The sequence below is a fragment of the Brevundimonas diminuta genome (assembly GCF_039673845.1).
Taxonomy (GTDB): domain Bacteria; phylum Pseudomonadota; class Alphaproteobacteria; order Caulobacterales; family Caulobacteraceae; genus Brevundimonas; species Brevundimonas diminuta_E.
In genome coordinates this window covers 265,727-286,782 of record NZ_JBDJMK010000002.1, presented here as the reverse complement: position 1 = coordinate 286,782, position 21,056 = coordinate 265,727, and the positions used below count along the sequence as shown (strand labels likewise).

The window sequence follows — 21,056 nt, the reverse complement described above, 5'->3', positions numbered from 1 at the left end:
TGATGATCCTGACCCTGTCCTGCCCCGACCGCCACGGCATTGTGGCGGCCGTCTCCGCCTTCCTGCTGCAACGGGACGCCAACATCTCCGACGCCCAGCAGTTCGGCGACGCCCAGAGCGGCCAGTTCTTCATGCGCGTGGTGTTCGAGCCGTCCGAACGCGATTCCGAACAGGCCATCCGCGACGCCTTCGCCGCCCTCGGCGCGCAGTTCGAGATGGAGTGGACGCTGCGCGGGCCGGAACCGCGCAAGGTGATGATCCTGACCTCGCGGTTCGATCACTGTCTGGCGGACCTGCTGTATCGCTGGCGCATCGACGAACTGCCCATGCAGGTGACGGCCATCGTCTCCAACCACCCGCGCGACATGATCGGCCACGTCGATCTGGGCGACCTGCCCTTCCACCACCTGCCCATGAACGGCGACAAGCCCGCGCAGGAAGCCAAACTGCTGGCCCTGATCGAAGAGACGGGCACGGAGTTGGTGGTGCTGGCGCGCTATATGCAGATCCTGTCCGACGACCTGTCGGCGCAGCTGGCGGGGCGCTGCATCAACATTCACCACTCCTTCCTGCCGGGCTTCAAGGGCGCCAAGCCCTATCATCAGGCCCATGCGCGCGGGGTGAAGGTGATCGGCGCCACGGCCCACTATGTCACCGCCGATCTGGATGAAGGCCCCATCATCGAGCAGGACGTCGAGCGCATCAGCCACCGCGACGCCCCCGAAAACCTGATCCGCAAGGGCCGCGACATCGAGCGTCGCGTGCTGGCGCGGGCCGTGTCACACCACCTGAACGACCGCATCCTGATGCACGACGGCAAGACCATCGTCTTCGCGGACTGATCCCGGCTGGTTCTGGAATCGAAAGGGTGCGGGCGGAAAAATCAGCGGCCGTTCGCATCCTTTGCGGCCCTGAGTCGTAATTCTCCGGTTGGAAGGCTCGCCCCACGCGCGCCGTCGAAGGAGAGACAGCCATGAAGATCACCCGCGTCTTTGCATTACCGGCCGCTTCCGCCGCGGCCGTCATGGCCCTGGCCGCCTGCGGACAGAATGAGCCGAAGAAGGAACCGGCGCCCATCGAAACGCCCGCCCCTTCCGTCGCGCCCGCCACGACCGAGCCGACCGTAGGCGGCGTCGCCATGAACCCGTCCGACAATATCGTGGCCAATGCCTCCAAGGCGTCGAACCTGACCACCCTGGTCAGCGCCATTCAGGCCGCCGATCTGACGACGCGGCTGCAGGGACCCGGCCCCTTCACCGTCTTCGCCCCTGACAATGCGGCTTTCGACAAGATTCCGGTGGCCACGCGTGAAGGCTGGATGCAACCCGCCCGCAAGGCCGATCTGGTCAAGGTGCTGACCTATCATGTGGTGCCCGGCCGCCTGACGGCCGCCGACATCGCCGCACAGGCCCAGTCGAACGGCGGCAAGGCGACGCTGACCACGGTTCAGGGCGAGAAGCTGACCATCGCCGATGCAGGCGGCGGCCAATGGCGCATCACCGACGCCAAGGGCGGAACCGCCACCATCAAACAGGCCGATGTGGCCCAGTCGAACGGCATGATCCACGTCATCGACACGGTCCTGGCGCCCAAATAGGCCCTGAGGAACCTTTCAACGGCCGGGGCATTGCGCAATCAGGGCGTGTGACGCCCGGCCGGTCCGTTCTGTTTCCCCCGGCGGAACGTCGATCGAATAAGGGCCGCAACCTTCGCAGGTCGCGGCCCTTATGTCGTTTCAGCAATAGGATTCGCCGGTCAGGCGGTGATCACTCGCCCGCGCGGATCTGCTCACGCGCGATGGAGGCGAACTCGTCCATCTTGGAGCGCAGCTCGCCCTCGGACACCGTCAGGCCCGAGGCCTTGAAGTCGCCCGCCACCTTGCGGAAGACGTCCTCGTCGCCCGGCTGTTCGAAATCGGCGCGCACGACGGCGGCGGCGTATTGCTCGGCGCTTTCCGGCGACAGGCCCATCTTCTCGGCCGCCCACAGGCCCAGCATCTTGTTGCGACGCGCAATGGCCTTGAATTCCTGTTCCTGATCGAGGGCGAACTTGGCCTCATAGGCCCGTTCCCGATCGTCGAAGGTCGTCATGCGCGTCGTAACTCCAGTCACGGACCAAGTCCTGTCCGCAAACGGCTCTATGGCCCCCGGCGCGGGCGAACGCAACCAGACTTCGATCGTCGGCGCCGACGCAGGGGGCGGTTCAGGATATTTGTGTCACAGACGCCCTTCGGTTAAAGGGCGCGTGGCCCTATATGGCCGCTATCAATTCAGGGACCGCGCCGCCCCGACCTTCGGGCCGCGCGTTTTTCGTTTTGAGCCCGTCCTTTTCCTTCCCGCCCGGGACCCGAAGATGAACACCAAGCGCAAGAAGCTCTATGAGGGCAAGGCCAAGATCCTTTACGAGGGGCCTGAGCCGGGCACGTTGATCCAGTATTTCAAGGACGACGCCACCGCCTTCAACGCCCAGAAGAAGGCGACGCTTGAGGGCAAGGGCGTCATCAACAACCGCATCAGCGAATTCATCATGTCGCGCCTGAACTCGATCGGCGTGACCAACCACTTCATCAAGCGTCTGAACCTGCGCGAGCAGCTGATCCGCGAAGTCGAGATCATTCCGCTGGAAGTCGTCTGCCGCAACGTCGTCGCCGGCTCGCTGGCCCAGCGTCTGGGTCAGGAAGAAGGCACGCCCCTGCCCCGTTCGATCATCGAATTCTACTACAAGAAGGATGAGTTGAACGACCCGATGGTGACGGAAGAGCACATCACCGCGTTCAACTGGGCCACGACGCAGGAACTGGACGACATCCTGGCCATGACGGTGCGGGTGAACGACTATCTGTGCGGCATGTTCGGCGCCGTCGGCATCACCCTGGTCGACTTCAAGATCGAATTCGGCCGCGTGTGGGAGAACGACTTCGCCCGCGTCATCCTGGCCGACGAAATCAGCCCCGACTCGTGCCGCCTGTGGGATTCGACCACGGGCGAGAAGCTGGACAAGGACCGCTTCCGCCGCGACATGGGCGACGTCATCGAAAGCTACACCGAGGTGGCCCGCCGCCTCGGCATCATGAAGGACATGCCGACCGTGATTCAGGGAGGGCTGCATTAATGGCCAAGGTTAAAGTTCACGTCTTCCTCAAGCCCGGCGTTCTGGACGTCCAGGGCAAGGCCGTCGAAGGCGCCCTGCAGGGTCTGGGCTGGAACGGCGTCTCGGGCGCCCGCGTCGGCAAGCTGATCGAGTTCGACCTCGACGACGCCGTCGCCGACAAGGAGGCCGAGGTCAAGCGCATGTGCGAGACCCTGCTGGCCAATACGGTCATCGAAAGCTACCGGATCGAGATCGCCTGAGGGCGATGATGGTTCAGACGATCAGGGCCGCTCGAAAGAGCGGCCTTTTTCATTTCCTCCCCACCTTGTGGGGAGGGGGACCGCGTAGCGGTGGAGGGGGCGACGCACAGGCGCGCCGTCGAGACGCCCCCTCCGTCACGTCGCCTGACGGCGCCATGCCACCTCCCCATTGCATAGGGAGGAAAGTCAGCCGCACAGATAGTCCCGGCTCAGCGGCACGGCCGTCTGCTTCTTCGTCAGTTGCAGCTGGAACACCATATGGCCCAGTTCGCGGAAAGCGACCTCGCTGGCGGCGAGATAGAACTCCCACATCCGGCAGAAGCGTTCGTCATACATGGCCAGCGCCTCGCCGCGCCGGGCCATAAACCGCTCGCGCCAGTGCCGCAGCGTCTCGGCGTAATGCAGCCGCAGCACCTCCATGTCCGTGACCCAAAGGCCCGCGCGCTCGATGGCGGGCAGCACCTCGGACAGGGCCGGGATATAGCCGCCGGGGAAGATGTATTTGCGGACCCACGGCTGGGTGCGGTTGGGCGGCGAGTTGCGGCCGATGGAGTGGATCACCGCCACCCCGTCGTCATCCAGCAGCCGGGCGATCGTGTCGAAATACTCCTGATAATTCGGCACGCCGACATGCTCGAACATCCCGACCGAGATGATGCGGTCGAAGGTCTGGTTCAGATCACGATAGTCCTGAAGCCGGAAATCGACCCGGTCGGTGACGCCCAGCGCCGTCGCCCGCTCATTGGCCGTGCGGTGCTGTTCGGTGGACAGGGTGACGCCGGTCACCTGCGCCCCGCGCTCGACCATCGACAGGCCCAGACCGCCCCATCCGGCGCCGATGTCCAGCGCGTTGTGGCCCGGCCTCAGCAGCAGCTTGTCGATCAGGCGGCGCTTTTTGGCGACCTGCGCCTCTTCCAGGCTGGCGTCCGGTCGCTCGAAGAAGGCGCAGGAATATTGCAGGTCGTCGTCGAGGAACAGGCGATAGAAATCCACCGTCAGATCATAGTGGTGGCTGACGTTGCTGCGGGCGTTCAGGCGGTCGTTGGCCTGTTCGGCGCCGCGCTTGAGCCGCTGCATCCAGGTCATTTTCGGCGCGCGCGGGCGCAGCGCCATCTGCGAGGTCGTCAGTTGCAGGAAGTCATAGATGCTGCCGCCCTCGATGCGGAACGCGCCGTCCATGAAGGCTTCGCCCAGCGCCAGATCGGGGTTGGCGGCGATGGCGACGGCGGTCTTCATGTCCGTCAGCACGGCCGTCAACTCCGGCTCGCCGGGCCCTGCCTTCAGTTCACGACCGTCCGGCAATCGCACCCGGATCGACCGTGTCTGAAAGGTTCGGTCCAACAGGGCTTGCAGCATCCCGTTCCTCCGCTCATCAAGACAGCTTGACCTCAAGCTAAGGACAGAATGTCGCGACGCAACACCTGCGACGTGTCTTACGTTCATTTAAAGCCGATCGACCTTCGCCAAACAGAGAGCCCCGCCATGAGCTTCACCGTCACTTCCGCCGACTTTTCCGACGGCGGCGTCCTGCCTGACGCCCAGGTCAAGGCGCTGGGAAACACCTCGCCGCAACTGTCGTGGTCGGGCGCGCCCGAGGGGACCAAGAGCTTCGCCGTCACCTGCTATGATCCAGACGCCCCGACCGGTTCGGGTTTCTGGCACTGGACCGTCGCCAACATCCCGGCCGATGTCGCCGAACTGGCCGCAGGCGCGGGCGCCGTCGGGGGCGCAGGCCTGCCCAGGGGCGCCGTTCAGGGCCGCACCGACTATGGCGACGCCGGTTTCGGCGGCGCCGCCCCGCCGCCGGGCCACGGTCCGCACCGCTATATCTTCACCGTCTTCGCCGTGGACGTGGAGCAGCTGGACGTGACGCCGGACAACTCAGGCGCCGTGTTCGGCTTCAACCTGCACTTCCACACGCTGGCCAAGGCGTCGATCACCGCGACCTATGAGAACCGGGGCTGATCGCCCGATACAAAGCGTGATGACCGCTTCGACGCCGCCCCCGGTTGATGCCGCGGGCGGCGTTCCTATTTTGCAGCCCAACCTCCCCTTGCTGCATCGCGACAATTCATGCCCCCTGCCGACGCTCCCTGCATCGACGATCCGCGCTGCGCCGCGCCCGCCCCTGCCGTCGAGCGGGTCGCCGAGCCGGGCAAGGTGGCGCTGGTGCTGCTGGCGCTGGCCATGGGCGGTTTCGCCATCGGTGTGACCGAGTTCGCCGCCATGAGCGTCCTGCCCGACTTCGCGGCCGGTCTGGGCGTCAGCGAGCCGAAGGCCGGCCATGTCATCAGCGCCTATGCCGCCGGCGTGGTGATCGGGGCGCCGATTCTGGCCGTGCTGGGCGCGCGCCTGCCGCGCTGGTTGCTGCTGATCGGCTTCATGGCCCTGTTCGCCGTCGGCAACGCCCTCAGCGCCCTGGCCCCGACCTATGAGTGGATGCTGGTCTTCCGTTTCCTCAGCGGCATTCCGCACGGGGCCTATTTCGGCGTGGCGGCGTTGGTGGCGGCGTCGCTGGTGCCGCTGCGGCTCAGGACGCGCGCCGTCTCGACCATTCTGCTGGGCCTGACGGTCGCCACGGTGATCGGGGTGCCGGTCGCCAACGCCGTCAGCCACCATTTCGGCTGGCGCTGGACCTTCGCCGTCGTCAGCGTGCTGGCGGTGCTGACCATGGCGCTGGTCGCCCTGTTCGCGCCACGCGATCCGGCCCATCCCGACGCCAGCCCGTGGCGTGAACTGGGCGCCCTGAAGCGCGGTCAGGTGTGGCTGACGCTGGGCGTCGGCGCCGTCGGCTTCGGCGGCATGTTCGCGGTCTACGCCTATCTGGCCTCGACGCTGAAGGCTGTGACGGGCGTGGGACCGGAAGTCATGCCGTGGGTCTTCGCCCTGTTCGGCGTAGGGATGATGGCGGGCAATCTGCTGGGCGCCTGGGCCGCCGACCGATTCGGCATGGCGGCGGCGGGCGGTCTGTTGCTATGGAGCGCGGCGGCGCTGGCGCTCTATCCCTTCGCCGCGCCTCATCTGTGGGCGGTGATGATCGTGGTGCTGCTGATCGGCGGCGGCGGCGGACTGGGCTCAGTGCTGCAGACCCGGCTGATGGACGTGGCCGGCGACGCCCAGACCCTGGCCGCGGCCCTGAACCACTCGGCCTTCAACACGGCCAACGCCATCGGCCCCCTGCTGGCGGGCATGGCCGTGGCGGCGGGCTGGGGCTGGACCTCGACCGGCTGGGTCGGGGTGGCGCTGTCGCTGGCCGGTTTCGCGGTCTGGGTCGTGGCGTGGGCGACCGGACGCAAGGCGCCGCAAAGCGATGCCTGACATTCCCGCCGAAGGGTGCTAGGAGGCCCGGCCATGAGCGCAGCCGTCATTGTATTCCCCGGTTCCAACTGCGATCGCGACTGCAAGGTCGCCGTCGAACGTTCCACTGGCGAGCAGGTCCAGATGGTCTGGCACGCCGAGACCGAACTGCCCAAGGGCCTCGATCTGATCGTGCTGCCGGGCGGTTTCTCCTATGGCGACTATCTGCGTTGCGGCGCGATGGCCGCGCAGGCCCCGATCATGCAGGCGGTCAAGAAGGCCGCCGACGACGGCGTCACCGTGGTCGGCATCTGCAACGGCTTCCAGGTCCTGTGCGAAGCCGGGATGCTACCGGGCGCCCTGATGCGCAACAGCAGCCTGAAATACATCTGCAAGCCGATCAGCATCACGGTCGCCAACGCCCAGACGCGCTTCACCTCGGGCTATCAGGGCCAGCGCGAAGTCGTCATGACCCAGGGCAATGCCGACGGTAACTATTTCGCCGACGCCGAGACGCTGAAGCGTATCGAGGGCGAAGGTCAGGTGGTCTTCCGCTACGTCGACAACCCCAACGGCTCGGTCGGCGACATCGCGGGCCTGCAGAACGAGCGCGGCAACGTTCTGGGCATGATGCCCCACCCGGACCGTGCGTTCGAAGCCGAACTGGGCAGCGCCGACGGCGCCACCCTGTTCCAGAGCATCTACGCAGCGGCTTAAACGCCCAGTTTGGGCGCGCCTGAGCCGCTGGCGTCGATCGTGGCGAACAGGGCGCGGATCAGGTCCTGTTCCTCGGCGGTGATCTCGGGTTTCCAAACATCAAAGATCAGGATGGTTCGATCCTGATCGCTATCGTTCGCCGCCTCATGCTCGATAGTGTCGTCAAAGGCCCAGGCTTCGCCCGCCTTCCACTGGCGTTCGTCGCCGCCCACGCGGAACCAGCAGTCTGGCGGCACGACCAGCGGCAGGTGACAGATCAGCCGCGTGTTGATCAGGCCGTGATGGGGCGGGATCGTCGCGCCCGCCTGCAGCTTCGAGAACAGGATCGACGGCGAACGGCCGGGAATACGGCACAGGGGCGCCGCCGCCAGCGCCAGCATCGTCTGCGGGCAGCGTTCGGCGATTTCGGGAACCTCAACCCCGTCCTTCCACAGGAAGACCGCGCTCCAGGCGTCATTGCCCAGCAACCCCGCCTGATCGTTGCGGGGCCGGTTGGCGCGATCTTCAATATAGGGGGCGAACAGGGCCGGTTCGGCCAGGATGGCGTCCAGTTCGGCGCGGATGGCGGGCGCCGCCGCTTCAACGCCAGCCAGCCAGGCGACGGTCTCACGCGGCTGGAACTCGATCTGCGGCAAACCCGGAAACATGTAGAATCTCGGCTGCTGATAATACAGCTGCCTGCGTCCGGTCATCAGATCCAGAGAGGCCGCAAATCGCGCGCTGGAGGTTGCCGGATCAAAGCCCCGCCGCGCCAGTCCCTCGCGCAACCCCTGCTCGAAACGGCGAGCGCCCCGCGCCTGTGCGGCGGCGGCATGTTGAAGCTCGGCGCGTAACTCCGGCCCGGGAGCGGCGATCGCACGCGCCTGCGCCAGAGCCGCGCCATAGAAGCTCATGGCCGAGCGGTCGTCGCCCTGCGCGCTCAGGGCGTCGCCCTTGAGCACCAGGCCGCGCACATCACGCGGATCGATCTGAAGCAAGGCATCCGCAGCCGCCGTCAGGGCCGCCGCATCCGACCGCTCACGCGCCTGATACGCCTGGCGGGCCAGCGCATCAGCCTGAAGGCGCCGATCGCCATGAAGAACATTGGTCATGGATCAATGGAACCGCCGTCTGATGCAGCGGTCAAGCGGATCAGCCGCCCTTGCGATCCAGCACGCTGGCGCTGCGCCCGGCGTCGCTGACCTGCGTGGCTTCATCCGCAGGTTCGCCATCCTCGTCGAGGTCGCGCTCCAGCGTGCCTTCGGCGCCGGATTCGTGGATGGCGGCCAGTTCGCGGGCGCCGACGCCCAGACCCTGTTCAAGGGCGCGGTTGGTCGCGACTTCCTCATTGATCGTCGGATCGGCGGGGGTCTGTTTCTCGGCCATCATGGTCTCCTGTCGTCTGTTCTGAAGAAGCAAGGCCGAATGCGCCCGAGCGGTTCCGCGCGCCTGCGGTGAACCTTCCGTCGCGCGGCGCGTAGATGAAGGCGAAGCTGAGCCGGAGAGACGCATGACCGCCATCGCCCGCCCCACCCCCGCCCAGCAGACGCGCCGTCTGGCCGTGCTGGCCGCCGCCGTCTTCGCCGTGGCGGTTCCGGCCGTTCAGATGCTGGGCGGCTTCGGTCTGAGCCAGGCCGAGTTCGCCGCTCAAGGCGATCAGACCCTGCGGGTGGCGGGATACGCCTTTTCCATCTGGGGGCTGCTGTATCTGGGCGTGCTGGTCTATGCGGGGCGGCAGGCTCTGCCGCAGACAGGCGAGAGCACGCTGATCAACCGCATGGGCTGGCCGACTGTCGTGGCCTTCTTCGGCATCGGCTTCTGGATCATCATGGCGGCGATGAATCTGATGGCGGCCAGCGTGGTGGTCATCTTCGCCGCGCTGCTGGCCCTGCTGCTGCCGATGCTGGCCAGTTTCCAGACCATCCGCGACACCGGGATGATGGAGCGTGACCGCTGGTTCCTGATCTGGCCGCTGGCGGCGCTGGCGGGATGGCTGACGGTCGCCGCGCCGCTGAACCTGATCACGGCGGCGACTGCATTCGACGCCCTGCCCGCCGCCCTGTCGCCGACCGGATGGGCCTTGCTGGCCGTCGTCGTCACGACGCTGGCGGGCGTGGGAATCACCTGGGCGCTGCGGACGCTGGCCTATCCTCTGCCGCTGGCCTGGGGGCTGGTCGGGGCCTTCGTGGCCGAGCAGGAAGTCAAGCCGGTGCTGGCCTTCATGGCGCTGGCGGCGGCCTTCGCCCTGGTGGTCGCGGGCGTCATCTTCACCTTCGGTCTGAGGCGCGGCGTCGAACGCCGCTGATGGGCTGACAGACGCCCCAGAGACGGCTAGAAGGCCCGCCCATGAGCGCGCCCCAAAAAACAATCGCCCAACTGGCCGAAGAGTACGGCCTCGCCCCCAATGAATATCAGGTCCTGCTGGACCGGCTGGGCCGCGAGCCCAATCAGGTCGAGCTGGGCGTCTTCTCGGTCATGTGGTCCGAGCACTGCTCCTACAAGTCGTCCAAGAAGCAGCTGATGAAGTTCCCGGTGACGGGCGAGCGCGTCATCTGCGGCCCCGGCGAGAACGCGGGCGTGATCGACATCGACGACGGCGACGCCTGCATCTTCAAGATGGAGAGCCACAACCACCCCTCCTACATCGAGCCCTATCAGGGCGCGGCGACGGGCGTGGGCGGCATCATGCGCGACGTCTTCACCATGGGCGCGCGCCCGGTAGCCCTGCTGAACGCCCTGCGCTTCGGCGATCCGTCGCACGAGAAGTCGAAGCGTCTGGTCAAGGGCGTGGTCGCGGGCATCGGCGGCTACGGCAACTGCGTCGGCGTGCCGACCGTGGCGGGCGAGACCAACTTCCACAAGGGCTACAACGGCAACATCCTGGTCAACGCCATGTGCGTCGGCCTGGCCCGCGCCGACGAGATCTATTATTCGGCCGCGCCGGAAGCGGGCCACGACGTGGTCTATTTCGGCTCCAAGACCGGCCGCGACGGCATCCACGGCGCCACCATGTCCTCGGCCGAGTTCGACGATGAGTCGGACGCCAAGCGCCCGACGGTGCAGGTCGGCGACCCCTTCGCCGAGAAGCTGCTGATCGAAGCCACGCTGGAGCTGATGGCCTCGGGCGCCGTGGCCGCCATTCAGGACATGGGCGCGGCGGGTCTGACCTCTTCGTCCGTCGAGATGGCGGGCAAGGGCGGCGTCGGCGTCGAGCTGGACCTGGACAAGGTGCCCCAGCGCGAAACCGGCATGACCGCCTATGAGATGATGCTGTCGGAAAGCCAGGAGCGGATGCTGGCCGTGCTGAAGCCCGGCTATGAAGACGTCGGCTACCGCATCTTCCAGAAGTGGGGTCTGGACTTCGCCATTATCGGCAAGACCACCAACACCGGCCATCTGGTGCTGAAGCACCACGACGAGGTCGTCTGCGACGTGCCGCTGGCCCCGCTGTTCGACGATGCGCCGCTGTACGACCGCCCGTGGGTCCAGCCTGAGCTGCAACCGCGTCTCGACCCGGCCGAGGTCCCGGCCCCGGAAAGCTGGAATGACGCGGTGATCAAGGTCATCGCCTGCCCCGACATGGCGTCCAAGCGCTGGATCTGGGAGCAGTACGACCGTCACGTCATGGCCGACACGCTTCAGGATTCCTCCACCGGCGCCGATGCGGGCGTGATCCGCGTCCATGGCACGGAAAAGGGTCTGGCCGTCACCAGCGACTGCACCCCGCGCTATGTTCAGGCCGACCCCTATGAAGGCGGCAAGCAGGCCGTGGCCGAGGCGTGGCGCAACCTGACCGCTGTCGGCTCGCGTCCCATCGCCATCACCGACAACCTGAACTTCGGCAACCCGCAGCGGCCCGAGATCATGGGCCAGATCGTGCGCGCCACCGACGGCATGGCCGAGGCCTGCCGCGAGCTGGACTTCCCGGTCGTGAGCGGCAACGTCAGCCTGTATAACGAGACCAACGGCGTCGCCATTCCGCCGACGCCGACCGTCGGCGCCGTGGGCCTGCTGACCAACTATGACGTGACCACCGGCTTCGGCGGCGCGGCCGAGGGCGACCAGTTGGTGCTGATCGGCCAGACCAACGGCGAACTGGGCGCCTCCGTCTATCTGCGCGAAGTTCTGGGCCGCGAAGACGGCGCCCCGCCGCCGGTCGATCTGAAGCTGGAACGCAAGACCGGCGACTTCGTGCGCAGCCTGATCGAAGCGGGCGAACTGACGGTCGTCCACGACCTGTCGGATGGCGGCCTGGTCGGGGCGGCGGCGGACATCGCCCTGGCCTCGGACGTCGGCGTGGAACTGGACGCCTCCGGCCACGCCCACGCCCACGCCTTCCTGTTCGGCGAGGACCAGGCCCGTTATCTGGTCGCCGTCGCCGATGCCGACGCCCTGATCGCCAAGGCCAAGGCGGCCGGGCTGCACGCCGCCGTCATCGGCCGGGTCAAGGGCGCGGACTTCGCCGCATCCGGCGCCGCGGGCGAGCTGTTCCGCCTGCCGGTCGCCCATGTGCGCGAGTTCCACGAAGGCTGGATGCCGAACTGGATCGAAGGCTGATGAGAAGCGCCGCCCTCATCCTCGTCGTCGCGGGCGCCGCCCTGCTGTCGGCCTGTGAATTTGAGGGCGGCGATCCCGTCCAGCACGCCCTGCGCGATGCGGCCGCCGCCCGGCAGGCCGCCGCGCTGAAGACCACCGAAGAACAGGAGGTCGAGGCCATCCGTCGCCCGACCGCCTCCGGCCCTGCCCTGCATGAAGCGGATGAACTGTCGCGCCTGATCGCCGCCCGCCGTCAGGCGGTGCAGGAGACGCGCACGGCGCTGGCCGCCATCGCTGATCCGGCGCTGAAGGCCCAACTGACCGAAGACCTGAAGGCCGAAGAAGCCAGCCTGCGCGCGTTGGAAGCCCGCGCCGCCGCCCGAACCCCCGACTGACCCCCCGACTGACCGGAGACACGCAGGCCATGAGAACCGCCGTCGTCATGCCTGTCGGCGCGCGCTTCGACCTGCACCAGCCGAACTCGATGGAGACGGTGGCGCGCACCCTGGCGCAGGCCGACAGCGGCGAGATCCGCATCTTCTGCTGCGAAGGCGCGCAAAGTCACGGCGACCTGCCGGTGCAGACTCTGCCCGCCGCAAACCGGCTGAAAGCCCTGCGTCAGGCGCTGGACGACTATCGCTCCGACGTCATCGAATTCCATCAGCAGACGCAGCAGGCCGTGGCGCTCGCCCCGCATTTCCCGAACGCGGCGATCACCCTTTATCGCCACAATGCGGTGAAGCCTCCGCGCCACCTCATCGACCGCTGGCGCTATGAGCGGCGCTATGACCGGATGGACGGGCTGATCTTCGTCAGCGAAGCGGCGCGGCTGGATTTCCTGAAGGACTTTCCCCGGCTGCAGGCCAAGGCCCTCGCCGTGTCCAACCCCATCGACGTGGACCTGTGGCGCGCGCCGGTCGAGGGGCGCGAGCCGCTGATCGCCTTCGCCGGACGGGCCATGCCGGAAAAGGGCGTGGACGTGATCTGCGCCGCCCTGCCCGCCGTGCTGGAGCGCCATCCTGACTGGCGCGCCGTGCTGATGCTGAACGACTGGGAGCGTCATGCGGACTGGGCCGCGCCTCACATTGCGCCGCTGGAACGGTTCGGCGAGCGGGTCCGGGTGCTGAAGTCGGCGCCGCTGGCGCAGGTGCGCGCCGAGATGCAGCGCGCGGCCATCGCCCTGACGCCCTCGGTCTGGGCCGAGCCTCTGGGCCTGACCGCGCTGGAGGCCCATGCGGCGGGCGCGGCCCTGATCTCATCAGGACGCGGCGGACTGCGCGAGGCCAGCGGCCCGCACGCCCTCTATGTCGACGAGGTGACGCTGCAGACGCTGGAGGACGCCATCAACCAGCTCGTGCAGGCGCCTGAGCTTCGGCTGGATATGGCCCGCGCGGCCCAGACCTATGTGGCGCAGACCCACACGCCGCAGCACCGCGCCGAACATCTGGCCGCCCTGCGTCAGCGGCTGGTGCAGGCCAAGCGCGCCTGAACGCCCTCAGACCTGCGGGATCGCCTGGCTCAGACGCCCGCCCACGCGGATCGGCTCGACCCGCTTGGCCAGACCCGTGCGGTCGTCCGTCTCGACGAAGACGCCGCAGATGGTGGCCGGGCCGCTGGCGGGGGTGTAGCGCCCGCCCGACAGACGAGTGGTGAAGCGGCGTAACGGCTCTTCCTTGTCGTTGCCGATGACGGAGTCATAGTCGCAGCAGCCGCCCGCATCGGTCTGATAGGCCGTGCCGCCGGGCAGGATCTGCGCGTCCGCCGTGGGAACGTGGGTGTGGGTGCCGACCACCAGACTGGCGCGGCCGTCGCAGAAGTGGCCCATGCCCATCTTCTCGCTGGTCGCCTCGGCGTGCATGTCGACGATGACGGCGTCGGCGACGACGCCCAGAGGCGCGGCCTCCAGCTCGCGCTCCACCGCGCTGAAGGGGTCGTCCATCGGGTCCATGTGGACGCGGCCCAGCACATTGATGACCAGCACCCGGCGGCCGTCCGGGGTGACGAAGACGTCGGCGCCGCGCCCCGGCGCGTCCATCAGGCGCGGATAGTTGGCCGGGCGGATCAGGCGCGGCTCGCGCACGATATAGGTCAGGGCTTCGCGCTGGTCCCAGCTGTGGTTACCCAGCGTCAGGACATCGGCCCCGGCGTTGAAGATGTCGTTGGCGGTGTTCTCGGTGATGCCGAAGCCGCCCGCCGCGTTCTCGGCGTTGACCACCACGAAGTCGAGCCTGAGGTCGCGCCTCAGCCCCGGAAGATGATCCGAAAGTCCATCGCGCCCGGACTTGCCGACCACATCACCGAAAAACGCCAATCTCATGGGAAAGCTCTATAGCCGGTCTCGGTCAAAACGCCATGCAGGCGGATGTCGTGAGGCTCCAGATCGAGGCGGTCGACCGCCTGTCCGGCATAGGCGAAGCCGATGCGGCGTGCGTCCGGCAGCGCCGCGAAGGTCCGGTCGTAGTAGCCGCCCCCCTGCCCCAACCGCCCGCCGTTGCCGTCGAAGGCCAGCAGGGGCGTCAGGATCAGATCCGGCGTCACCACCTCCCCCAGCGGCAGGGGCGCGGGGCAACCGGCGGCGTCCAGCTCCAGCGGATCGCCCGGCGCCCACAGGCGAAAGATCATGGCCGCGTCACGCTCCAGCACCACGGGCAGGCACAGGCGGCGGCCGGACTGATGCAGGATGTTGGCGAGGGCGTCGGCGTCCAGCTCAGACCCCATGGCGCGATACAGGGCGACCGTCTCGCCGGAGGGCAGGGCGTCGGCATGCCCTGCCGCGCGCTCGGCGGCCTCTGGGTCGGCTCCGGCCAGACGCTTGCGCAGGGCGCGCATGGCGGCGCGGAGTTCTTGCTTGGGGGTCATGGGACGCTCGGCCCTTTGCCAAATTCCACCGTCATCCTCGGGCTTGACCCGAGGATCCAGCCCAACGGCGCGCTGAACGCCGACAAGCAGAGCGCGTCGCCCAACCCGATCCTCGGGTCAAGCCCGAGGATGACGGCGGGAGAAGAAGCCGGTGAAGAAAAGCGCACCCAGACGCGTTCAAGCAGCAGACGCCGCTCGGCAGGCGATAACCGCACGAAACCCGCTCAAACAGCAAGCCGCCGCGCGGCGAGCGATAGCGCACAAACGCGCTCAAGCAGTGAGCGACCGCGTCGCGAACGATAGCGCAAAAAAAGAGAAGGGTTGGCGGCGCCGCGTGAGCCGTGAAGAACGTTTAAATCCTCTCGACCTGGGTAGCCAGGTGGGCTCCGTATGCCCAGGCCCTCGAGCCCGGACAGGGACAGATCCCTATGAGTGAATTAAGGTCAGAAGGATATGTTGTCTTCGACGTGAGCCGCAGCAGGACCCGCCGCTGCGCAAGATAGGCGTTCGGGCGTGTTTCAACAATGGCGAAGCGCGCGTTTCACCATCTCCGCTCCGAGAAGGAAAAATCACGCGCCTGTCACGTGCGGCCCCTACCCTTGGCGCATGATCGCCGCCATTCTGACCGCCGTCCTCCTGTCGTCGAGCCAACCGGCCATGTCCACGCCGCCTCCCCGCCCTGTCGTCATCGCCCACCGGGGCGCCTCGGGCGAGCGGCCCGAACACACCCGCGCCGCCTATGAGCTGGCCATCGAACAGGGCGCCGACTTCATCGAGCCCGATCTGGTCATGACCCGCGACGGCCACCTGGTCGTCCGCCACGAGAACGAGATCGGCGAGACCACCGACATCGCCGACCGGCCTGAGTTCGCTGCACGCCGCACCACCCGCGCGGTGGACGGCGTGCCCATCACCGGCTGGTTCACCGAAGACTTCACCCTGGCCGAGTTGAAGACGCTGCGCGCCCGCGAACGTCTGCCCGCCCTGCGCCCCGCCTCGGCCGCCTTCGACGGGCAGGAGCCGATCCTGACCTTCGACGACGTGGTCGAGATCGCCCGTGAGGCCAGCGCCCGCACCGGCCGCGTCATCGGCGTCGCGCCGGAACTGAAACACCCCAGCCATTTCGCCACCCTTGGCCTGCCGATGGAGGACGCCTTCGTCGCGGCGCTGGAGCGCCACGGCCTGACCGGCGCCGACGCCCCTATCCTGATCCAGTGTTTCGAAGTCGGGACGCTGGAGCGGCTGAAGGCGCGCATCGACGCGCCCCTGCTGCAGCTGATGCAGGCGGGCGGCGGCCCCGCCGACCGGCCGGACGCGACCTATGCCGAAATGGCGACGCCGCAGGGTCTGGCCGAGATCGCCCGCTATGCCGGTGCAGTCGGGGTGCAGGATCTGATGGTCGTGCCGCGCGACGATGCGGGCCGAGCATTGGAGGCGTCGCCTCTGACGAAGGATGCCCATGCGGCGGGCCTGAATGTCGTGGTCTGGACCTTCCGGGCGGAGAACCTGTTCCTGGCCGCGCAGTATCGCGTGGGCGACGCGCCCGCTGATCACGGCGATCTGGCTGGCTGGCTGAAGGCGATCTACGCGCTGGGAGTCGACGCCGTATTCAGCGATTTTCCCGCCGCCGCCGTCAACGCACGCTAGCCCCTCTCCCGCCGGGAGAGGGTATTATTCACGTCCCCTGAAACTGCAGCTTGGCCAGACGCGCATACAGCCCGCCCCTGGCCGTCAGTTCGGCGTGCGTGCCTTCCTCGACCACCTGGCCGCCGTCCATGACCACGATGCGGTCGGCACGCAGCACGGTCGCCAGACGGTGGGCGATAACCAGGGTGGTGCGCGCCTCCATCGCCTGATCCAGCGCGGCCTGCACCAGACGCTCGTTCTCGGCGTCGAGTGCGCTGGTCGCCTCGTCCAGCAGCAGGATCGGCGCCTCGCGCACCAGAGCCCGCGCGATGGCCAGACGCTGGCGCTGGCCGCCCGACAGGCTCTTGCCGCGCTCGCCCAGAGGGGTGTCAAAACCTTCCGGCAAGGCGTCGATGAAGCCCAGCGCCTGCGCCTCGGCGGCGACGGCGCGGGCCTCGTCCAGCGTGGCGGCCTCGCGGCCGAAGCGGATGTTCTCCAGCGCCGAGCCCGAGAACAGCGGCGCCTCCTGCGATACCCAGGCGAAGCGGTTGCGCACATCGACCGGGTCGGCTGCGCGCACGTCCACGCCATCCACCGACACCAGGCCCGACTGCGGGTCATAGAAGCGCAGCAGCAGGCGGAAGACCGTCGACTTGCCCGCCCCCGACGGCCCGACCAGAGCCACCGTCTCGCCCGGCCGCACGGTCAGGCTGAAGCCCTTCAGCGCCGGCAGGTCGGGACGGCCCGGATAAGCGAAGTCCACCGCCGACATCGACACCTCGCCGCGCGGCGGCTGAGGCAGGGCGACCGGACTGGCGGGCGGCGCGATGGCGGGGGTCGCCCGCATCAGTTCGTCGATCCGCTCCATCGCTCCGGCGGCCTTCTGCACGTCGCCCCAGCTTTCGCCCAGCGCCCCGACCGCGCCTGCGGCGAACACCGACAGCAGGACAAACTGCAGCAGGGCGCCCGGCGTCATGGTTCCGGCGATCACGTCCTGCGCCCCCAGCCACAGCACCAGGGTCACGCCGCCGAACATCACCATGATGATCATGGCGGTCATCACGCCGCGCGCCCGCATCCGCTTCAGCGAGACGGCGAACGCCTCCTCCACCGCCGCGCCGAAACGGCCGATGGCGCTCTTTTCGCGGCCGAAGGCCTGCACCGTCTCTATGGCGTCGACGCTTTCACCGGCGAAGCCCACGGCCCCGGCGAAGGTGTCCTGCGACTGCACCGTCAGGCGGCGCACCACCCGGCCGAACAGGAACAGCGGCACGATCAGCACCGGCACGATCAGCAGGACAAAGCCCGTCAGCTTGGGGCTGACGAAGAACAGCAGGATCACCCCGCCGATCAGGGTCAGGAAGTTGCGCAGGGCATAGCTGACCGATGTGGTCAGCAGCGTATCGACCAGCTGAATGTCCGTGGTCAGGCGCGACAGCACCTCGCCCGTGCGCATATGGGCGAAGAAGACGGGGTCCAGCGTCAGGATACGCTGGAACAGGGCCGTGCGCAGGTCAGCGATGATCCGCTCGCCGGTCTTGGTCACGTAGAAATAGCGCAGCGCCGTCGCCAGCCCCAGCACCACGGCGTTCAGGCCCAGAATCAGGAACCAGCGGTCGATGTCCGCCCCGCCGTTCTCGAAGCCGTGGTCGATGGCGCCGCGCGCCGTCGCCGTCAGCGCCAGCGAGGCGACGGTCGAGCCGATCAGCCAGATGGCCGAAATGCCCGCATCCACCTTGTGCCGGGCCAGAAACGGCAGCAAACGGCCCAGAGGGCGGATGTTGCGGCTCTTGGCGCGCTTGCCGCCCGCCTCGTCCATCTGTTCGGCCAGAACGGCCCCGGCGCCGGGGCGGCCTGCCGGTTGGGCGTGACGTTGGGGTTCAGCGTGGGTCATGGCAGCGCTCTTGCCCCGGAACGCCCCCCGGTGTAAACGCCGCCCCTCGCTCCCGTCGCGCCCTGTGGCGGGATTCTCTAATTACGCGCAGTGACGGTCGGCATCGTCGTCGCGCAGAGACGGACAAGATCGATGAAAGCGGACACGCACCCCGACTACCACTTCATCACCGTGACCATGGTGGATGGAACGACCTATCAGACCCGTTCGACCTACGGCAAAGAAGGCGCAACGCTGAACCTCGACATCGATCCGTCGACGCACCCGGCCTGGACCGGCGGCAACCAGCACCTGATGGACCGCGGCGGCCGCGTGTCGCGCTTCAACAACAAGTTCGGCGGCTTCATCAAGAAGTAAGCTGCGCTTGCTGCGACAAGTTCGCCACAAAAGCGTCGGTCCTCGGACCGGCGCTTTTTTGTTATCCGGAACGCCGGTAATATCAGCGCGTTCGATCACTCGGGGCGCAGACGCCGTGTCTGGGCCGATATCGGACCTTATGAGTTTCAAACGATGAACCGACGGGAATTGGGCCTGGGCGTCGCCACGACGACGTTGACGATGGCTGCGGCCTCTGGCGCCCTGGCGCAGACGCGCACCACCGATCCCCAGATCTTCATCGCGGGCTTTGACGCCCAGGCCGGCCGCCTGCCCGCCGCCCAGCAGGCCGGGGTGCGCGCTGTCTATCAGCTCACCGAAGGCAAGCCGATCTGGACCGCCGACCGCCTGCGCATCCTGCAGGAAGTGGCGCAGGGCGCCGAGCGTCACGGCCTGGCCCCCGGCGACTTCTTCGACTTCGTCGGTCTGGCCGCCGACCGTGAGACGGCCGAGATCCGCTCCACCGCCGCCGCCCTGGCCTACGCCAAGGTTCTGGCCGAGGGCCGCGTCCGGCCCGAGACGGTCGAAGAGCTGTGGGAGATGCAGAAGAACAGCGTCGACCTGCCGCGCGGTCTGGTCGAGGCCGTGTCCGCCAACAAGCTGAGCGAATGGTTCGACGCCCTGCCCCCGACGGATCTGGGTTACACCAATCTGTCGGCCGGTTACGCCCGCTATCGCCGCATCGCGCGTCAGGGCGGCTGGCCCGCCTTCCGCGTCGGCGGCACGATCGAGCCGGGGACCAGCGACCCGCGCATTCCCGCCCTGACCGCCCGTCTGGCCGCCGAGGGCGACCTGAGCGCGGCCAACGCCCAGCGCCTGAAGGGCAATCTGACCTATGGCCCCGATCTGGAGCAGGCGGTGCGCAGCTTCCAGACCCGCCACGGTCTGGGCGCCGACGGCCGCATCGGCGGCGCGACCCAGCGCTCGCTGACTGCGACGGCCGAGGACCGCGCCCGTCAGATCGCCCTGAACCTGGAGCGCCGCCGCTGGCTGAAGCGCGACCTGAATCCCGAGCGGATCGAGGTCAACACCGCCGCCGCCATCATGGTCTACTGGAAAGACGGCAAGCCGGTTCACTCCAACCGCGTCGTCGTCGGCACCGCGTCCAACCAGACGCCCAGCCTTGAAAAACCGTTCGCCTCGGTCGTGGCCAATCCGCCGTGGACCGTGCCGATGGGCATCGCGCGTCGTGAAATCCTGCCCAAGGGCCCCGGCTACCTCGCGGCCAACGACATGTACGTCAACGCCGACGGCTGGGTGGTCCAACGCGCCGGGCCGAAGTCGTCGCTGGGCAATGTGAAGTTCGAACTGCAGGACAGCTACGCCATCTTCCTGCACGACACGCCGGCGCGGGGCGCCTTCAACCTGTCGGTGCGCCAGCGCAGCCACGGCTGCGTGCGCGTGCAGGACGCCATCGGCTTCGCCCGTCTGCTGCTGTCGCCCGATCCCGAGCGGCTGGCCGTATTCGACGCGGCCCAGGCCAGCGGCGAGACGAAGCGCGTGACCACCGGCCGCAACATCGGGGTGCGCCTGCTGTACTGGACCGCCTTCGTCGACGGTCAGGGCCGCGTCGCCTTCCGCGAGGACGTCTATAAGCGCGACGCCAAACTGGCCGATGCGCTGGGCATCGCCGTCAACCTGCCGCAGGTCGTCGCCGACGCCCCGATCGACCCGAACGAAGTCACGCCGTAAAGCCGCGCGCGCCTCTTTCCTCCCCACTGCGTGGGGAGGGGGACCGCGTAGCGGTGGAGGGGTCAGCTATCGCTGATGGGGCGTGAAGCGGTTTCGCGCCCCCTCCGTCTCGACGGCTGCGCCGCCGATCCACCTCCCCATGAAATGGGGAGGAGAACCTCAGCCAAACGCCGCGCGCAGCATATCCATCTGATTCTGCACCGGATTGGCAGGCGGCTCTGCGGGGGCGACATACATCTGGCGATCCAGATGCAGGACGCGGTCGTACAGCTTCTCCGCCCGCACCGCATATTCGATCAGGGCGATGGGCAGGTCGCCGCGACGCGGCTCCGTCTCTATGCGACGGTCGGCCAGACGATAGCGGGGGTCGCCCGCCGCCTCGGCGCTCATGTCCTGTTCGCGCACGGCGCGCTGGACCAGCAGCCATGAGGCGATCTGCATCAGCCGCGTGGTCAGCTTCATGCTCTCGCCCGCATAGGACAGGGCCGCCGCGCGCGACAGCAGGCGCGAATCCTGGCGCCCATCGCCGTCCAGATAGGCGGCTGTCTCCTCGACCAGCTCCATGCCTTCGCGGAAAGTGCGCTCGAACAGTTCAGAGCGCGCGAAGTCCAGCACTTCGGCGCCCGGCAGGCCTGCCGGGGTCGGGTTGGCTTCAATGGCGGTCACGGGCGTCTATCCATGAATCTCATGCATCCGCAGGGTGCAATCGTCATGCCATGTAAACCGTCCCT

At 67.7% G+C, this 21,056-nt stretch carries 22 protein-coding genes and 1 other RNA gene; 14 read left to right on the top strand and 9 right to left on the bottom strand.

Translation table 11 applies throughout. From position 1 onward, the window contains the following. Positions 1 to 2 precede the first annotated feature (2 nt). Together purU and ABE454_RS03310 are read left to right on the top strand one after the other, a co-directional pair. Entirely contained in the window at positions 3 to 842 is an 840-nt protein-coding gene (gene purU / locus ABE454_RS03315) for a formyltetrahydrofolate deformylase (RefSeq protein WP_346528998.1), read from the top strand. A 131-nt stretch (positions 843 to 973) separates the two neighbouring features. Next, entirely contained in the window at positions 974 to 1,597 is a 624-nt protein-coding gene (locus ABE454_RS03310; RefSeq protein WP_346528996.1) for a fasciclin domain-containing protein, read from the top strand. 169 nt (positions 1,598 to 1,766) lie between these two features. On the opposite strand, the gene ABE454_RS03305 is transcribed toward ABE454_RS03310, so the two are convergent. Further along, complete coding sequence (locus tag ABE454_RS03305) at positions 1,767 to 2,090, bottom strand: DUF1476 domain-containing protein (RefSeq protein WP_346528995.1); 324 nt, start codon at positions 2,088 to 2,090, stop codon at positions 1,767 to 1,769. A gap of 262 nt (positions 2,091 to 2,352) precedes the next feature. Here ABE454_RS03305 and purC point away from each other — a divergent pair, with 262 nt between their 5' ends. Together purC and purS are read left to right on the top strand one after the other, a co-directional pair. Next, positions 2,353 to 3,111 carry a phosphoribosylaminoimidazolesuccinocarboxamide synthase gene (gene purC, locus ABE454_RS03300; RefSeq protein ID WP_003165779.1) on the top strand — a complete coding sequence of 253 codons (759 nt, stop codon included), beginning with the start codon at positions 2,353 to 2,355 and terminating at the stop codon, positions 3,109 to 3,111. Then, entirely contained in the window at positions 3,111 to 3,350 is a 240-nt protein-coding gene (gene purS, locus ABE454_RS03295; protein WP_125901729.1) for a phosphoribosylformylglycinamidine synthase subunit PurS, read from the top strand. Before purC ends, purS begins: the two co-directional genes overlap by 1 nt. Positions 3,351 to 3,536: 186 nt before the next feature. Here purS and ABE454_RS03290 read toward each other — a convergent pair whose 3' ends face one another. Further along, positions 3,537 to 4,706 (bottom strand): cyclopropane-fatty-acyl-phospholipid synthase family protein, encoded by a 1,170-nt coding sequence (locus ABE454_RS03290; protein WP_346528991.1) that lies wholly within the window; start codon positions 4,704 to 4,706, stop codon positions 3,537 to 3,539. 126 nt (positions 4,707 to 4,832) lie between these two features. Between ABE454_RS03290 and ABE454_RS03285 the strand changes: the two genes are divergently transcribed. The 3 genes from ABE454_RS03285 (at position 4,833) to purQ (ending at position 7,364) form a co-directional block, all read left to right on the top strand. Then, positions 4,833 to 5,315, top strand: coding sequence for a YbhB/YbcL family Raf kinase inhibitor-like protein (locus ABE454_RS03285; protein ID WP_346528989.1), 483 nt, complete (start codon positions 4,833 to 4,835; stop codon positions 5,313 to 5,315). A 108-nt stretch (positions 5,316 to 5,423) separates the two neighbouring features. Next, positions 5,424 to 6,668, top strand: a complete 1,245-nt coding sequence (locus tag ABE454_RS03280) for an MFS transporter (RefSeq protein ID WP_346528987.1) — start codon at positions 5,424 to 5,426, stop codon at positions 6,666 to 6,668. 33 nt (positions 6,669 to 6,701) lie between these two features. Further along, positions 6,702 to 7,364, top strand: coding sequence for a phosphoribosylformylglycinamidine synthase subunit PurQ (gene purQ, locus ABE454_RS03275; RefSeq protein ID WP_087141086.1), 663 nt, complete (start codon positions 6,702 to 6,704; stop codon positions 7,362 to 7,364). Here the strand turns inward: purQ and ABE454_RS03270 are convergent. After that, positions 7,361 to 8,455: an aspartyl/asparaginyl beta-hydroxylase domain-containing protein gene (locus ABE454_RS03270; RefSeq protein ID WP_346528986.1), complete on the bottom strand. Its 1,095-nt coding sequence runs from the start codon at positions 8,453 to 8,455 to the stop codon at positions 7,361 to 7,363. The two genes, purQ and ABE454_RS03270, sit on opposite strands and share 4 nt — an antisense overlap. A 40-nt stretch (positions 8,456 to 8,495) precedes the next feature. Continuing rightward, positions 8,496 to 8,732, bottom strand: a complete 237-nt coding sequence (locus ABE454_RS03265) for a hypothetical protein (RefSeq protein ID WP_346528984.1) — start codon at positions 8,730 to 8,732, stop codon at positions 8,496 to 8,498. Positions 8,733 to 8,853: 121 nt separating this feature from the next. On the opposite strand from ABE454_RS03265, the gene ABE454_RS03260 reads away from it, so the two are divergent. Genes ABE454_RS03260 through ABE454_RS03245 form a run of 4 tightly spaced genes read left to right on the top strand, consistent with a single transcriptional unit; the run spans position 8,854 to position 13,368 of the window. Beyond that, positions 8,854 to 9,648 carry a hypothetical protein gene (locus ABE454_RS03260; protein WP_346528982.1) on the top strand — a complete coding sequence of 265 codons (795 nt, stop codon included), beginning with the start codon at positions 8,854 to 8,856 and terminating at the stop codon, positions 9,646 to 9,648. Between the two features lie 41 nt (positions 9,649 to 9,689). Continuing rightward, entirely contained in the window at positions 9,690 to 11,900 is a 2,211-nt protein-coding gene (gene purL / locus ABE454_RS03255) for a phosphoribosylformylglycinamidine synthase subunit PurL (RefSeq protein WP_346528980.1), read from the top strand. Beyond that, complete coding sequence (locus tag ABE454_RS03250) at positions 11,900 to 12,274, top strand: indole-3-glycerol-phosphate synthase (protein WP_346528978.1); 375 nt, start codon at positions 11,900 to 11,902, stop codon at positions 12,272 to 12,274. The genes purL and ABE454_RS03250 overlap by 1 nt, the downstream gene beginning before the upstream one ends. A gap of 29 nt (positions 12,275 to 12,303) precedes the next feature. Further along, positions 12,304 to 13,368, top strand: coding sequence for a glycosyltransferase family 4 protein (locus ABE454_RS03245; protein ID WP_346528976.1), 1,065 nt, complete (start codon positions 12,304 to 12,306; stop codon positions 13,366 to 13,368). A gap of 6 nt (positions 13,369 to 13,374) precedes the next feature. Here ABE454_RS03245 and ABE454_RS03240 read toward each other — a convergent pair whose 3' ends face one another. The 3 genes from ABE454_RS03240 to ssrS form a co-directional block, all read right to left on the bottom strand. After that, a complete protein-coding gene (locus ABE454_RS03240) occupies positions 13,375 to 14,196 on the bottom strand; it encodes a TIGR00282 family metallophosphoesterase (protein WP_346528975.1) in 822 nt (273 codons plus the stop codon). Next, positions 14,193 to 14,738 (bottom strand): 5-formyltetrahydrofolate cyclo-ligase, encoded by a 546-nt coding sequence (locus ABE454_RS03235; RefSeq protein WP_346528973.1) that lies wholly within the window; start codon positions 14,736 to 14,738, stop codon positions 14,193 to 14,195. The genes ABE454_RS03240 and ABE454_RS03235 overlap by 4 nt, the downstream gene beginning before the upstream one ends. Positions 14,739 to 15,061: 323 nt before the next feature. After that, a non-coding RNA gene (gene ssrS, locus ABE454_RS03230) (6S RNA) lies at positions 15,062 to 15,222 on the bottom strand. Positions 15,223 to 15,344: 122 nt separating this feature from the next. On the opposite strand from ssrS, the gene ABE454_RS03225 reads away from it, so the two are divergent. After that, a complete protein-coding gene (locus ABE454_RS03225) occupies positions 15,345 to 16,385 on the top strand; it encodes a glycerophosphodiester phosphodiesterase (protein WP_346528970.1) in 1,041 nt (346 codons plus the stop codon). A 28-nt stretch (positions 16,386 to 16,413) separates the two neighbouring features. Here ABE454_RS03225 and ABE454_RS03220 read toward each other — a convergent pair whose 3' ends face one another. Next, positions 16,414 to 18,258 (bottom strand): ABC transporter transmembrane domain-containing protein, encoded by a 1,845-nt coding sequence (locus ABE454_RS03220; protein WP_346528968.1) that lies wholly within the window; start codon positions 18,256 to 18,258, stop codon positions 16,414 to 16,416. A gap of 132 nt (positions 18,259 to 18,390) precedes the next feature. Here ABE454_RS03220 and rpmE point away from each other — a divergent pair, with 132 nt between their 5' ends. Both rpmE and ABE454_RS03210 read left to right on the top strand, forming a co-directional pair. Next, entirely contained in the window at positions 18,391 to 18,615 is a 225-nt protein-coding gene (rpmE, locus tag ABE454_RS03215; protein ID WP_346528965.1) for a 50S ribosomal protein L31, read from the top strand. A gap of 153 nt (positions 18,616 to 18,768) precedes the next feature. Beyond that, positions 18,769 to 20,325 (top strand): L,D-transpeptidase family protein, encoded by a 1,557-nt coding sequence (locus tag ABE454_RS03210; RefSeq protein ID WP_346528964.1) that lies wholly within the window; start codon positions 18,769 to 18,771, stop codon positions 20,323 to 20,325. A 159-nt stretch (positions 20,326 to 20,484) separates the two neighbouring features. On the opposite strand, the gene ABE454_RS03205 is transcribed toward ABE454_RS03210, so the two are convergent. Continuing rightward, the gene (locus tag ABE454_RS03205) at positions 20,485 to 20,991 is read right to left on the bottom strand and encodes a DUF1465 family protein (protein WP_430825534.1); all 507 of its coding nucleotides are present in this window, start codon (positions 20,989 to 20,991) and stop codon (positions 20,485 to 20,487) included. Positions 20,992 to 21,056: the final 65 nt, after the last annotated feature.

What these genes read in the sequence shown, in the direction of transcription:
- ABE454_RS03250 (WP_346528978.1), top strand. Translation starts at nt 11,900, where the DNA reads ATGAGAAGCGCCGCCCTCATCCTCGTCGTCGCGGGCGCCGCCCTGCTG.
- ABE454_RS03210 (WP_346528964.1), top strand. Translation starts at nt 18,769, where the DNA reads ATGAACCGACGGGAATTGGGCCTGGGCGTCGCCACGACGACGTTGACG.
- ABE454_RS03285 (WP_346528989.1), top strand. Translation starts at nt 4,833, where the DNA reads ATGAGCTTCACCGTCACTTCCGCCGACTTTTCCGACGGCGGCGTCCTG.
- ABE454_RS03305 (WP_346528995.1), bottom strand. Translation starts at nt 2,090, where the DNA reads ATGACGACCTTCGACGATCGGGAACGGGCCTATGAGGCCAAGTTCGCC.
- ABE454_RS03245 (WP_346528976.1), top strand. Translation starts at nt 12,304, where the DNA reads ATGAGAACCGCCGTCGTCATGCCTGTCGGCGCGCGCTTCGACCTGCAC.
- ABE454_RS03290 (WP_346528991.1), bottom strand. Translation starts at nt 4,706, where the DNA reads ATGCTGCAAGCCCTGTTGGACCGAACCTTTCAGACACGGTCGATCCGG.
- purC (WP_003165779.1), top strand. Translation starts at nt 2,353, where the DNA reads ATGAACACCAAGCGCAAGAAGCTCTATGAGGGCAAGGCCAAGATCCTT.
- ABE454_RS03265 (WP_346528984.1), bottom strand. Translation starts at nt 8,732, where the DNA reads ATGATGGCCGAGAAACAGACCCCCGCCGATCCGACGATCAATGAGGAA.
- ABE454_RS03270 (WP_346528986.1), bottom strand. Translation starts at nt 8,455, where the DNA reads ATGACCAATGTTCTTCATGGCGATCGGCGCCTTCAGGCTGATGCGCTG.
- ABE454_RS03225 (WP_346528970.1), top strand. Translation starts at nt 15,345, where the DNA reads ATGATCGCCGCCATTCTGACCGCCGTCCTCCTGTCGTCGAGCCAACCG.
- purS (WP_125901729.1), top strand. Translation starts at nt 3,111, where the DNA reads ATGGCCAAGGTTAAAGTTCACGTCTTCCTCAAGCCCGGCGTTCTGGAC.
- ABE454_RS03280 (WP_346528987.1), top strand. Translation starts at nt 5,424, where the DNA reads ATGCCCCCTGCCGACGCTCCCTGCATCGACGATCCGCGCTGCGCCGCG.
- ABE454_RS03310 (WP_346528996.1), top strand. Translation starts at nt 974, where the DNA reads ATGAAGATCACCCGCGTCTTTGCATTACCGGCCGCTTCCGCCGCGGCC.
- purU (WP_346528998.1), top strand. Translation starts at nt 3, where the DNA reads ATGATCCTGACCCTGTCCTGCCCCGACCGCCACGGCATTGTGGCGGCC.
- ABE454_RS03235 (WP_346528973.1), bottom strand. Translation starts at nt 14,738, where the DNA reads ATGACCCCCAAGCAAGAACTCCGCGCCGCCATGCGCGCCCTGCGCAAG.
- ABE454_RS03220 (WP_346528968.1), bottom strand. Translation starts at nt 18,258, where the DNA reads ATGACCCACGCTGAACCCCAACGTCACGCCCAACCGGCAGGCCGCCCC.
- ABE454_RS03260 (WP_346528982.1), top strand. Translation starts at nt 8,854, where the DNA reads ATGACCGCCATCGCCCGCCCCACCCCCGCCCAGCAGACGCGCCGTCTG.
- purQ (WP_087141086.1), top strand. Translation starts at nt 6,702, where the DNA reads ATGAGCGCAGCCGTCATTGTATTCCCCGGTTCCAACTGCGATCGCGAC.
- ABE454_RS03240 (WP_346528975.1), bottom strand. Translation starts at nt 14,196, where the DNA reads ATGAGATTGGCGTTTTTCGGTGATGTGGTCGGCAAGTCCGGGCGCGAT.
- rpmE (WP_346528965.1), top strand. Translation starts at nt 18,391, where the DNA reads ATGAAAGCGGACACGCACCCCGACTACCACTTCATCACCGTGACCATG.
- purL (WP_346528980.1), top strand. Translation starts at nt 9,690, where the DNA reads ATGAGCGCGCCCCAAAAAACAATCGCCCAACTGGCCGAAGAGTACGGC.